The sequence below is a fragment of the Nitrosopumilus sp. genome, assembly GCF_025699125.1.
GTDB lineage: Archaea > Thermoproteota > Nitrososphaeria > Nitrososphaerales > Nitrosopumilaceae > Nitrosopumilus.
Genome location: NZ_JAILWC010000004.1, coordinates 156,621 through 169,562 on the forward strand (window position 1 = coordinate 156,621; position 12,942 = coordinate 169,562).

14 protein-coding genes are annotated in these 12,942 nt (G+C 31.7%); 2 read left to right on the top strand and 12 right to left on the bottom strand.

The genetic code is table 11. The features are described from left to right. Positions 1 to 409: 409 nt before the first annotated feature. The 7 genes from K5783_RS10460 to K5783_RS10490 form a co-directional block, all read right to left on the bottom strand. Entirely contained in the window at positions 410 to 781 is a 372-nt protein-coding gene (locus K5783_RS10460; protein WP_297474233.1) for a hypothetical protein, read from the bottom strand. Positions 782 to 1,197: 416 nt separating this feature from the next. Beyond that, positions 1,198 to 1,344: a hypothetical protein gene (locus tag K5783_RS10465; RefSeq protein WP_297474234.1), complete on the bottom strand. Its 147-nt coding sequence runs from the start codon at positions 1,342 to 1,344 to the stop codon at positions 1,198 to 1,200. A 131-nt stretch (positions 1,345 to 1,475) separates the two neighbouring features. Continuing rightward, complete coding sequence (locus tag K5783_RS10470) at positions 1,476 to 1,769, bottom strand: hypothetical protein (protein ID WP_297474235.1); 294 nt, start codon at positions 1,767 to 1,769, stop codon at positions 1,476 to 1,478. Further along, a complete protein-coding gene (locus tag K5783_RS10475; RefSeq protein WP_297474236.1) occupies positions 1,766 to 2,119 on the bottom strand; it encodes a hypothetical protein in 354 nt (117 codons plus the stop codon). Before K5783_RS10475 ends, K5783_RS10470 begins: the two co-directional genes overlap by 4 nt. Then, positions 2,100 to 2,672 carry a CAP domain-containing protein gene (locus tag K5783_RS10480; RefSeq protein WP_297474237.1) on the bottom strand — a complete coding sequence of 191 codons (573 nt, stop codon included), beginning with the start codon at positions 2,670 to 2,672 and terminating at the stop codon, positions 2,100 to 2,102. Before K5783_RS10480 ends, K5783_RS10475 begins: the two co-directional genes overlap by 20 nt. Next, entirely contained in the window at positions 2,669 to 3,091 is a 423-nt protein-coding gene (locus tag K5783_RS10485) for a hypothetical protein (RefSeq protein ID WP_297474238.1), read from the bottom strand. Before K5783_RS10485 ends, K5783_RS10480 begins: the two co-directional genes overlap by 4 nt. A gap of 96 nt (positions 3,092 to 3,187) precedes the next feature. Next, a complete protein-coding gene (locus tag K5783_RS10490; protein WP_297474239.1) occupies positions 3,188 to 4,135 on the bottom strand; it encodes a calcium/sodium antiporter in 948 nt (315 codons plus the stop codon). Positions 4,136 to 5,004: 869 nt separating this feature from the next. Between K5783_RS10490 and K5783_RS10495 the strand changes: the two genes are divergently transcribed. Next, complete coding sequence (locus K5783_RS10495; RefSeq protein ID WP_297474241.1) at positions 5,005 to 6,264, top strand: hypothetical protein; 1,260 nt, start codon at positions 5,005 to 5,007, stop codon at positions 6,262 to 6,264. A 288-nt stretch (positions 6,265 to 6,552) separates the two neighbouring features. On the opposite strand, the gene K5783_RS10500 is transcribed toward K5783_RS10495, so the two are convergent. Beyond that, positions 6,553 to 7,221 (bottom strand): Snf7 family protein, encoded by a 669-nt coding sequence (locus K5783_RS10500; protein WP_297474242.1) that lies wholly within the window; start codon positions 7,219 to 7,221, stop codon positions 6,553 to 6,555. A 169-nt stretch (positions 7,222 to 7,390) separates the two neighbouring features. Between K5783_RS10500 and K5783_RS10505 the strand changes: the two genes are divergently transcribed. Next, complete coding sequence (locus K5783_RS10505; RefSeq protein ID WP_297474243.1) at positions 7,391 to 8,020, top strand: hypothetical protein; 630 nt, start codon at positions 7,391 to 7,393, stop codon at positions 8,018 to 8,020. 264 nt (positions 8,021 to 8,284) lie between these two features. Here K5783_RS10505 and nuoB read toward each other — a convergent pair whose 3' ends face one another. From nuoB to K5783_RS10525, 4 genes are read right to left on the bottom strand one after another with little or no spacing between them, the layout of a single operon-like run. Beyond that, on the bottom strand, positions 8,285 to 9,097 hold the full coding sequence (nuoB, locus tag K5783_RS10510) for an NADH-quinone oxidoreductase subunit NuoB (protein ID WP_297474244.1): 813 nt from the start codon (positions 9,095 to 9,097) through the stop codon (positions 8,285 to 8,287). Next, a complete protein-coding gene (locus tag K5783_RS10515; RefSeq protein ID WP_297474245.1) occupies positions 9,094 to 10,713 on the bottom strand; it encodes an NADH-quinone oxidoreductase subunit C in 1,620 nt (539 codons plus the stop codon). Before K5783_RS10515 ends, nuoB begins: the two co-directional genes overlap by 4 nt. Positions 10,714 to 10,746: 33 nt before the next feature. After that, on the bottom strand, positions 10,747 to 12,264 hold the full coding sequence (locus K5783_RS10520; RefSeq protein ID WP_297474246.1) for a hydrogenase 4 subunit F: 1,518 nt from the start codon (positions 12,262 to 12,264) through the stop codon (positions 10,747 to 10,749). Further along, positions 12,264 to 12,932, bottom strand: coding sequence for an NADH-quinone oxidoreductase subunit K (locus K5783_RS10525; protein ID WP_297474247.1), 669 nt, complete (start codon positions 12,930 to 12,932; stop codon positions 12,264 to 12,266). The genes K5783_RS10520 and K5783_RS10525 overlap by 1 nt, the downstream gene beginning before the upstream one ends. Positions 12,933 to 12,942 lie beyond the last annotated feature (10 nt).

Below are 12,942 nucleotides of genomic sequence, written 5' to 3' on the forward strand. Positions count from 1 at the left end.
CAACTGTATTGTTCGTCCTATCTTTCAGTGTTGGATCTACGCCAGTATCAGCACATACTTTAGTTAATGTAGAGAACATCAGAAGACTTAGCAGATATGAAAATATCATGTAGATTGCTTTTGTTCCAGATGAATGTTCTGAGATGGTAAAACGTAGTCATTTAGAAAAATAATTTTCTATAAAATTTGAACCATTAAAATGCCAATTGAATTTATGAAACCTAGTAAAAATTTTCTTAATGGCTACAAAAAGAAACCTACTAGATTTCATTATTAGTATTTTATAATGATTAATAAATAATTTAGATTTTTTTCATTTCTATTTTTAAAATGATGGGAGAAAGAAGTTGAAAATAGAAGTATTTTTGAAATGCATATAGAAAAATATGAAAAAGTGTGCTAGATAATACTAAGCCCTTCTTTTTCCAACGGTTCGTTTTGCTGCTCTGCCATATGCGGCTTTTGTGATTGCTTTGCCTTTTTTGGCAGGTTTTTTTGATAATGTTCTTGGACCTTTGCCACTTAGGGTGACGGTTCGTTTTGCTGCTCTGCCATATGCGGCTTTTGTGATTGCTTTGCCTTTTTTGGCAGCAACTGTTCTTCTTGGTTTTGGTTTATTTTTTGATGTTTTGACAGTTCTCTTGGCAGCACGTTTCCATGCAGGTTTTGCACTAGTTGTTTTTGCAGTTTTTCTTGCAGGTCTTGTTGCTTTCTTGACTGTTCTTGTTGCTTTTTTTGCAGTTCTCGTTGTTGCTTTCTTGACTTTTTTCTTTATTGCCATTATGTAATATTATTTCATATGTGCTTTAAGTTAGGATTAATAAACTAAATTGATGATTTGTAAATAAAATTAACCTGAATTAAATTCCATTTTGGAATGTTTGATTTATTTAAATAATTTTAAAAAATTCTTGATTTGAACATAACTTCTCTTGGAATAAAATAGAATATCAAATTAGAAAATATAAGCAATTGTTTAGAAACATGAACAAAAAAAGATCCTATTTTGTCCTGAACGGTATTTTTTATTCCAAAGAATCATTCTTCGACAGTTCTTGTTTTATTGTTGTTGGAAACTTCATTACCCCTCTGTGCCAAAAGTTATACTCTGGCATCTCGTCTCTGTCAAACGTATGTTCCTTGACATCTTGGAATATCTGCAATTCATGTTCAGCCAGATTCTCAAGAAGATAGTTTTCATTTTCTCTTTTTCCAAATTAACAAGATCATACCGAGCATAAATAGACCACCAATTACAAACCAAAGCCATTCTGGGGGTTGTTCAGCAGTAAAGAATTCTATTGGCCCTTCAGCGATTATTTTTTGGCAAACACCATCGACCAATATTACTTCAGGACTCTCACACAGGGCTTTGACTTGTGGTGTAGGTTCAGGCTCTGGCTCTATTTTCGATATGTCAAGAATTGCAACATAATCTGGTTTTTCAGTGCTGATGGGATGCGGTTGTACATCAATTAGAGTAATTGTGTACGGGTCATGTATGTGAGAGGATAACCAATTTCAAAACCTCCTCCAATTTTGTGAGTTTGGTTGCTAGTGTGAATCATGGCTGAAACTTTTCCTTCCCAAAGACATGTCACATCCAAAGGACAGCGCGAATCTTCTACATCATAAAAATACATATCTAAATCCTCATAGTGAACGGTTTCGCCAAATTTTATTTTGATTTCTTCTGCAGAGGATTTAGTTGCAACTGGAATCAATACAAGTGCAAATATTCCAATGATTATCAAAAGCCTAGGTTTCATTTTGGTATTCCTAACTTTTCATTGATTCTTTTTGCAATTTCTTCACTGTTTGTAGTCTCCAAGATTATCTTAGAGTAAAAATTGGATTTTAGAACCAATACAAGAAAGTTATTTTTTCTTCTTTTAATATAACAGAACTGTTTTTGTGTGCCGCAAAGAAACGTGCCAAGCTCAATTAGTTTTGGAAAATTCGTTCCTGCAAGCTTGAAGCCTGCAATCTGATGTGGAGGTTCAGAGAATGCAGACACAATGTTCTCATATGGAATGTAAAATGATGTCTTGGCAGAGCCAAGCATTTCTAAAATGTTAAGATTGATTCGCATATGATCATCAAAGAGAATTATTTTCATCTTCTACCCCACATACATATTGCAACACATAGAATTTCTCTGTAGACATCGCAATACCGATTCCGATTTTAGAGGCATCAGGATGAAAGATTGTTTCATAGTTGTTTGGATCAGATATTGAGAAATTCATGTAATAGTCAATAAAAGGTTCCATATCATCAGGATATCTTGTATGAAGAGAACCAAACGCCATACCGTTTACATTTGCAGGTTTGTCGTCATTACCAACACAAATGTACCCATATGATTTTACAACTTCATCTACATCTTCATTTGTAATTTTTTCAAACTCTTCAGGGTCGGCATTTGCAATTCTTACAACCTCTCGGTAAGCAATATCACTCAGTTCATGGTCCATGTTTATGGCACGAAGGTTTTTTTCAGCCCTGTTTTCATTAATCCAATCAAGGAATCTGTTCTTCATAAGTTCAGCATCAAGAAATTCCGTTCTTGTCATAGGTTCACGAGGTTCATGAAGACCTATTATTGCAAAGGATATTCCTAGAAAGGATATTGTAATTACTATTGAGATTATGAGAATTTTATTTTTCATTTTCTTTTTCTCCAAATAACAAAACCAATTGCAAATCCCACAATTGCAAAGATACTGGCAATTGTAATAACAAAATAAGATGGAAAAGTAGCATATTTTCCAATTTCATCATCAAATACAAAATGATCATACTGATTTTGAACTTTACCTACAGAAAGATAATAATAATACACATTAGAGTTTTCACGATTACTTTTCCAATCATTAAAAGTTCCATCACTTATTGCCTGTTTCATTTCAACATATTTTGATTCCATGAATTCAAAACCTTTGTAATCATAGTATGGAGCCCAATCATTTTGAAATTCCGCTCTGTTTATTGGAAAACTATCCATGCATGGCGCGTCAGACCAATCTTCGTTTTCAATACAAGATGCAAAACTATTTGAAATAAAATAAGGGAATACTACAAGGCCCATCAACATTAAGAAAATCATGTAATAATTCATATTGTATGAAATTTTGATCGGTCATTGAAAAGTGCTTCTACTTCAACTCTAGTACATCTAAATCAGTTATTGCCGGATGAACAAAAATATCACATAAACAACATATCCTGTTACCAGAATTACTCCTTCTCTTCTGGATATGACAAACCCACTACGCATAATTGGAATCAATACAAGACTAAACGCCAACATTATTCCAACATCCACTAATACTTGTTCACTAACTGTGATGCCTGAAATCAATGATGAAATACCCAATATTGCTAAAATGTTGAATATATTACTGCCAATTATATTTCCAACACTAAGATCGGCATGGCCTTTTCTTGCAGCAACCACTGACGTTATTAGCTCTGGAAGTGAAGTTCCAATCGCAACAACTGTCAACCCCATGAATAACTCTGATATTCCAAAACTTGCACCAATGATTACAGCATTATCTACTGTAAGAAACGATCCTCCAGTTAGGAGCAATAACCCAACTATTATGAAAATTATAGATTTGGAAAAAACATTTTTTTGTAATATTTGTGATGCAGGTATCACTTGTGTATCTGTGTCTTTTTTTGAGCTACGATAACTGTATCCTGTAAAAACAATAATCCCAATTACAAATAACGCGCCATCAACAAAATCGATTTTGCCATCCATAATAATTCCAAGTAAAAGGAATGAAATGCCTATCATTATTGGGATTTCTTTTCTTATTGCAGATTTGGATACAACAATTGGACTGATTATGGCAGACATTCCTAGAATTGCCCCAACATTGACAATATTGCTTCCCACTACATTTCCCAAAGCAATATCAGACAATCCTTGCATTGCAGATGAAATACTTACTGCAAGTTCTGGTGTTGAAGTTCCAAAAGCAACGACGGTTAGACCGATGACTAATTGACTAACTCCAAGTTTGTTTGATAGGGCTATTGATCCTTTCACTAACCATTCTGCTCCAAAGTATAACATAGTTAATCCCGCTCCTATAAGCAAAAAATTGAAAATTAATTCCATAATGATTATGTAAAAAAGGATTATTTGTCATTTTAAGATATTTTTTACTTAAATTAATAATTGAAAAACTAAGAATACAGACATGCGCAAGTTGTCTTCTAGCGGGGTTTAGTCAACTGGTTCATAGTTAATAAATAGAATTTGAATTAGTTAATCATGTTAAAGAACCTATTTGCAAGACTGAAATTGAAACAAGTCAAAACCGCACAGGACATTAATGCATCCAAAGAGGTTGAAAAAAAATCAGAGAACATAGAAAAATAATGAAATGCAATTGCAGAGAGCGTAATTTCAAATGAGACGGATTTTCAGACACTGTCTACAAAGTCTTGCAGCATGAAACGATTCACAAAAAAATATTGATGAATAAGGCTTAAGTTGTCATACATAGCAATAAATCAAGAAAAGTAAATCCTGCATCAATAAAATGCCTGGATTAAAAAATACTTAGAATCTTGCTGTTTTATAATAAATAAAAATTCAGAAAATGGAGTTAAAATAAAAAATACTTGATTGTTTTTTCATTATTTTTTCTTTTTATCCAAGATACTCACTCCACAACTAATTAGATTGGTTTGATAAAACCTGTATTTTTTTTGAATTGGCTTGGATTATTCATAACTAGTTGATAAAAAAAGTACAGGAAATCAATTGATTTGCAAAAAGTACCTTCATTGCTAGTTTCCGCATTCGGTATCCACTACCATGAAAAGGGTTCTTTACGGCTTAAGCGAATAAAAGCGCCAGATAAAAGTAATTTTGATGATTGTAAAACGGGTTCTGATGAAAACTAGGATCTAATCAATCTTTTTTATCATCCATTAATCTACAAGTTTTTATCTAAGAGTTACATTGCACGTCTGTCCTCGATGGCACTTTCATCCTCTGTAATCTATGCTTTAAAACTGCTAAAACCAGATTCAATTAATTCAGTATTTTTATCCTTTTTTGAATACTTCAAATATGATTCTGATGAAATTCGCACTCAGCAAATTATTTTAAAAGAAGATATTCTTGAACAATTTAAAAAATCAGATAGGCAGAAAGGCAAAACTCTTCCAAAATCACTCTCAGAAGATTTTGATGGATTAGTAAAGATCTTATCAAAACTTCGATTACTTGAAGAAGATGGCGATGTTTTACAAAATATAAAATGGGATAAAATTATAGATGTTTGTAACATTCTTAGAAAAATTGAATCTAGTGATGAGAGAAAAGTCAGATGGGGATTGTTATATTTACTTTCTCACGATAAAGACGAAATTAATATCAACGAACTAAAATTATTGTTAAAAAATTTCAAATTAACTAATATTGATAAAATTCTTCAAAAAATTATTAAAATTGAATCAAATTCGGGTTTGATGATTACGAATGACAACAACAAAATCAAATTTGAAACTGAACATAAGATAACAGATCACTATATCGCTGATGCAATTGAAGAAAAATCCAGAAGATCTCCTGGTGAAATTGAGAAAGACATTCTGGAATTGTTAGATGAGGGTTCTTATTCAAATCAAGAAATATCACGAATTTTAGAACTTGATGAAGCTGTTGTTTCTAGGACAATGACTAAATTAAGAAATCAAAATAAATTAGTATTATCAAATTTTGGCACCAATGGATTTAGATATTATACAACAAATTGTCAAAACTGTCCTTTTGGAAAAACGATATCATCGTGTAGAAAAGATGCTATTTCTTATATTGTTTCAGCATTCAAAGAAGCATATGATGTTGAACTGACATCTCAGCATTTTGATGACGTTGAATCTAATCAGGCATTATTAAGTATTAAACGAATTACTAAAATGTCTAAAAAATACTCAATGACAAAATTTGAATCCAATCTTTATGAAAATTATGAAAAACTGTTACAAATTGTAATTAAAAATTCAACTAAAAAAACTATGAACGCTGGAAATAATGACGAAATTGCTGTTTTGCCTAACTTGTCTAAATTACCAAAAATATTCCAAATTGGATTTAAATCTGGAATACAGTATGAAGTGCAATTGATGAAAAAAATGCTCAATGATCCTAAAAAGAAACAACAGGATTTTGGCTCATTTTTATCCAAGTTGATTCAAGATAGTAACAAAATGCTTCATCTATTTGGTCATTAATTATTCTAGTTGACTTTGAGAGTCAGAATAATCAAAAAAATACATGCGGTTATTTCCAAGTTTGCAATTTATCCTATGTTTGGCTTTTGGAAAAATTTTCGATTGGATTAATGATTGGTTTTAGATGTAATGAGCGAGGAATTTTTATCTAATTTAGAGTGCATGTTTGGAGATCGTGTTTTAAAAGCATATCCTAACGATGAACATTCCGGAAGTCATCTAAAGAAAAAGATGTTAGAGAAATGAAAACAGGGTATTATACATTCTAACTTTATTTTGAATTTGGGATTAGAGTTGATTTAACTTTGATTCCATCTGAGAATAAGTTGTTGCTGGAGAGGATGGGAATTTTTCTCCAATCCTATTTACTGCAATTACTGCAGCTTCTTTTAAAATGGCATCTGTTTCTTCATTTGAAGTATTACTCAATTCAAAGTCTCCTCCAAATGAATCACCAGTTATTTCTCCCAATAAGCCAGACATTGCTTCAAATTCTGCACCTGCTTGTGGCATGAATTTACTTAATGCTGGCCCCATTGAACGTAGAACTGCAATTGCAGGTCCAATTGAAACCATAGCATCACCAAGTTCATTCATAGTCGATAGTCTGATCTGAATTTGCTCAAGTGCTAGTTTGATATTTGTTAATACATGTTCATTTTTTCTAATTTCAATTAATTCGTTTGCTAAAACTTTACTTGTGTACTTATCATGTCTCTGTTGAGATTCAACAATTCTCTTGAAAATCTTTTTGTCCTTTTCTTGTAATTTTTTAAACATATAATCCATTTTTGAAATTGTTTGATTTAGTTTTCCTACTGATTGTTGTATACGGGGTTTGAGTGGGGGTTCTTTTTTAACTGCGTTAAGAATATGTTGATTTAACCCAACAGTTGGAGATTTATTCCAATTATCTTGAAATGTTGGCATAAGTTGTCTTTCAGAAATCTTTCTCAAATGATCCACAGTATACAAAATTATACTAACAGAATAAACATTTTCGTATGGATTTTTTTATTTATATTTAGAATTGATTTGCATTGCACATCTGATCAACTAGTTATTGTAACGTGAATTATATTCAAAAAAATTCTAGTTAATTAGTAAACTTGACATTTTACAGTTTATGATAAATAAAAAAACCATCACATCGCATCTTGCAATTATTGCATCTTTAATTCTTTTATCATCAGTGTTATTTGGAAATAATGTATCTTTTGGTGATACAGCACAAGAACCAACAAAGGCACAGATTACGAAACAACAGGCACAATTAAAGGCAGAATCAGAATTTTCAAACTCTGTTGCGGTGGCAAAATCCCAATACGCAGATGCGAAAATTGCTGCAAAAGATAATCCTGAAAAATTAAGGCAAGCCAAGATTTCTTATAATAAAGCAATTCAAATTGCTAAAGAAACATTGTATCAAAAACTTACTTTAGCTAATGAACAATACAAACAATCAATTACTAAAAACAGCCCAGTTAAATCAACACCCACATCACCAGAAACCAAATCAGGAACATCTCAAGCAAAACTAGTATATACCAAGACAATAAAAGATGCAAAAAATTTTCTAGATAAGAATTTGGCTGCGATAAAATCAAATTATAAAAAAGCATTAGATTCTGCTAAAAATGAATTGGATGAAAACAAAGCTGAAAATAATTACAAACTTGCAACAAAGAAAGCAATAGACGAATATAATATGGCCATATCAAAAGCAAAAATTGCTTTAGATAAAAATACCAAATAGCCTATTTTAATCTAAATTCAATAGCCAAGAGTGTATGGAGTTGGAACCAGTAGATGAAAATATTCTATTTTTTAACAAAGGCACGTTGCAGAAGATTTGAATTGTATATGGATTATTGTGATACATGTATGAAAGTTGTTCCAATAACCCATTTGTCATTTTTTGCAAATACAACAAGTAAAACAAATCCAACTAAAACAAGAAAACCACAGAATACTTCATAATGTATCTAGCATATGATTGAAAATGCTGGAGAATTACAAATTATATTTTATCTAATGCTAACATGATGCCATAAATTAGTGCCTGAGGTCGTGGAGGACATCCTGGTATGAACACATCAACAGGAACGATGCTATCAATACCCCCAGTCGTTGCATAATTTTTTCCAAATATTCCACCACTACATGCACACGCGCCAACTGCAATTACCAACTTAGGTTCTGGAGTAGACTCATATGCAATTTTTAATGCTTTTTCCATATTTTTTGATGCAGGACCAGTAACTAATAGAAGATCAGCGTGTCTTGGAGAAGCTACAAAATGCATTCCAAATCGCTCTATGTCATAAATTGGGTTGGTTAATGCAGAAATTTCAATTTCACAGCCATTACATGAACCTGCATCAATTTCTCTAATTGCCAAAGATCGTCCAAATGTTTTGTTAATTTTATTTTTTAATTCATTTCCTATTTCTTCATATGTTTTTCCAAACGGAACAGATTCAGAAAATACTTCAAGAAGATGATTTTTTCTTTTCTTTGCCACGTCAAAATTATTGGATATTTTAATTAATTGTGGTGCCTCTTGCTGACAATTTCCACAGAAAATACATTTTCCCACATCTAAAGAAATTGATTCAGGGGGATTTTTGTACGAAATAGCATTTGTAGGACAGATATTTTCTAAATTCTGTCCAATGTGTGAATTTAACACAAAATCTTTATCAGGATCTAAGGAAATTTTTCCTCTGAAATTTCCGGGAATCATGTCATTAGATTGCAATATTTTGTCAAGTGTTACTTTGTCCCATGATAGGATGTCACTTTTCTTAATTTTTTGATTATCTTCTGTCATAAGTCATTCCCTGAATAAGAAAAATCAAAACTCTTGTTAATTACTGGAAAATCAGCAACAATATTGTTTAAAACTGCATGTTCAATTACAGACCAGTTTGCAAAAGAAGCAGTTCTGATTTTGTACCTGAAAATAGAATTATCTTCGCCCATCATAACCCAATGCAAGGTTTCGCCCCTATGAGATTCAGCATATCCCAAACCAGATGAAAAAGGAATTAATTCGGATTCAAGTGGAATGTGGATTTCTCCTGTCTCTAAATTAGATATGGATTCTATCAGTTTCTTTGAGTATCTTAATTCATCTACTCTACTCATAAATCTAGATAGTACATCACCTATTCGTTTTTGTAATTTTACTTGTTGTTCCATGTCTGCTCTAGGTGTTTGTTCAAAATTAATTGATGAATAATATCCATAGGGATGATTTTTTCTAGTATCGGTATCTATGCCAGCACATATAGAAGAGAGGCCGACAATTCCCAAATCATTTACTGTTTGTTTTTCAATAATACCCGTATTTCTTAATCTATCAATTACAGACGAATTTGATTGGATATGTTCCAGAATCTTTTCAAAATTTTGAAATATGTCATTTAACATGGAATGGATATCAGCTAAGGATGTATTTGAAATATCTACTTTTACGCCGCCTATTTGATTGACTCCAAATAACAATCTACTTCCAGATAATTTTTCATTTAACTGCATCATGTATTCTTTTAATATTTCCAATCTTGAAGCACCGTATGAAAATCCAACATCATTTAAAATGCCACTCAAGGTTCCAAAATGATTGTAAATTCGTTCTAGTTCTGCAAACAATAATCTTATCTGTTTAGATTTTTCTGGAATTTCTAATTGGGCAATTTTTTCTATGGCTTGACAAAATGCCATGGAATTTGCAATACTCTCATCACCAGAAATTCGTTCTGATAAAAGTACAACATTATTAATTGACATGTTTTCTGCAATTTTTTCAATTCCTTTATGGGCATACCCAAGACGTGTTTCCATGTTCACTATATTTTCACCAAGAACACTGAATCGGAAATGACCTGGCTCTATTATTCCTGCATGTATTGGCCCTACAGGTATTTCACAAATTCCATCTCCTGTGATTGGTGTGAATTCAAATTTTCTAGGAGTGTAGTTTAACTCAGTATTTGCATGAAAATCTTTTCGCAGTGGGAAAATATTTTTCTGAAAATCATGTAAAAGTAAGGGTTTTAGAGTAGTATCTCCTTGTGTTTGGATTCCAAACATATCATTGATTTCCCTTTCATATTTTATCGAATATGGAAATACGTCAGATAAACTAGGGAAATAGGCGTGTTTTTTATCAATAAATATGACTACAAAGAAAAAAACATCATCTGTATCTGAACCTAGCAGGTATCGTAAACTAAATGCATGGTTTGTTTTTCTCTCATCACAGTAAATCATTGTTAATAATCTAAGATTTATCTCTAGTTTCAAAATATTACAAAATTCTATTAATTTAGATGAATCCTCTAATTCTATGTGTATTTCGTTGTTGTTTTGTACATGACTTTTGAATTTGAATTCCAGATGTTCTAGCTTAGACATATAATGTTCTATTGTTTTATTATTCATAAATAATCTCCTCTAAAGCACAATACGTTACAATCAATTGTGCAGATCACCTACCAGTAAAATTTGTGACGTATCTTCAATTAATGTTTGTAATGGTTCTGGAACATATACTCCCATGACAAATATGATTGATACTAAAATCAGCATTGGGATTATCGAAAGTATTCCAAGATCTCCTTTTTTTATGGTTTGTTTTGGATTTCCAAATATCATTTTAAGCAAATGCTTTCCAAAACCTGCAAATATTATTACAAGAAATAAAATCACCAACATATTTGGAAGAAAGTTTTCAGATTCAAATCCAGAACTTAATACTAAAAACTCACTCATGAAAATATTAAATGGTGGCATTCCAACTATTGCCAATCCACCAATTAAAAATGCAAATCCCGTTATTGGCATTATTCGTATAATTCCGCTTGTATCTGAGATTAATTTAGTTTCAAATTTTTGAGAAATTGATCCGCTTGCAAAAAATAACAGTGATTTTACAACTGCATGATTAATTATGTGTAACAATGCTCCAAAAATACCAATAACACTTCCAAATCCAATTGCTACTGAAACTATTCCCATGTGCTCAACACTGGAAAAAGCTAACATGCGTTTCAAGTCTTTCTGGAAATAAATTGATGCAGCAGCTATTCCTATGGAAACTACTCCAAGAATCATCAAAAGTGTATTTGAGAAATGAGATCCTATTGAATTACTGGTAATTATGTGAAATCGTAAAATTCCGTAAAATGCACAGTTTAACAGAACTCCTGACAAAAGAGCACTTATTGGAGATGGTGCTTCACTATGGGCATCAGGCAGCCATGTATGCATGGGTGCAAGGCCGGCTTTTGTTCCAAACCCTACAATTATGAAAATAAAGGCTAGTTTTACAAGGTTAGGATCAAAGCCAGATGCGTTTTCTACCAAATTTGTCCAATCCATACCTAAAGCATCTTCTTCAAGAGGGACATCAGCGGTGTTAACATAGTAAAAGAAAATGGTTCCAAATAATGCCAATGACAACCCTACTGTTGCAATGAGTAGATATTTCCATGATGCTTCAATTGAACTTTGTTTGACATACAACATTATCAACAAAACAGAAACTAGCGTTGTAGCTTCAATTGCAATCCACATTATTCCCATGTTGTTAGATATTGGTACCAATAACATGGTAAACAAGAACATATTGAAACCTTGATAATATCTCACAAGTTTTTTCTCATCAATGATTAATTTTTCATATTGCTTTCCCATGTAACTTATTGAATAAATAGATGAAAGAAATCCCACAAGTGAAATAGTGATGATAATTATTCCACTAAGTGAATCAACATAAAATATTCCATCAAACACAGATATTGTTTTATATTTTAGAATAGAATTTACCAAGATTAATCCTTCTATCAGAATTAGAAAAGATGAAAACACTGTAACAAGTTCAATAATTTTTTTCTTTTTTAGAAAAGTTACCAGTACGCCACTAATTATTGGAGTTATGATAAGAGCGAGAATCAATATGGATTCTAATGATGAAAATAATTCTAAAGACATTAGTCGTCCCTCAAACTTTCCAAGTTTTTAATATCAATACTATCAAACGTTCTACTCATTCTAAATAATAAAATACTTGAGATTATAACACCAAGTAAAATATCTGCCATCAATCCAATTTCAATTATCAATGAAAACCCATGTGTTAATGACACGGCAAATAAGAACAACCCATTTTCAATAGTTAGCAATCCCACCATTTGATTTAGTGCTTTTCGTCGGCTTACAATTACGAATAATCCAATAAAGAATAGCGCAAATGAAACTGGCAAGAAAACTTGTATTATTTCATTTGATTTTATATCTAAATATAAGAAAATAAAATACGACATTGCAACTAATAATGCTGATATGATAACAGATAATTTCATACTGACATACGGATCAATTTCTAATTTTATTGGCGAATCTAGTTTCTTTGTTACATAAAATAGGATCTTTGGAATTATTACTGCTTTGATTCCCAAGGTTAGTGCCGATACTATGTATAATTCCCATATGTTCGAGACAGACGCAATTAGTGCAACAATACCTGCAAGAACTATTGTTTGATATCTATATGCATTAACCCAATTTGAAAATCCTCTACTAACAATTAACCCAAAAGTTGCAACAAGTAAGATTACAGCTGATATGTCAAGTAAATTAATTTCTGTTGGAAAGATCAAATCATCAACA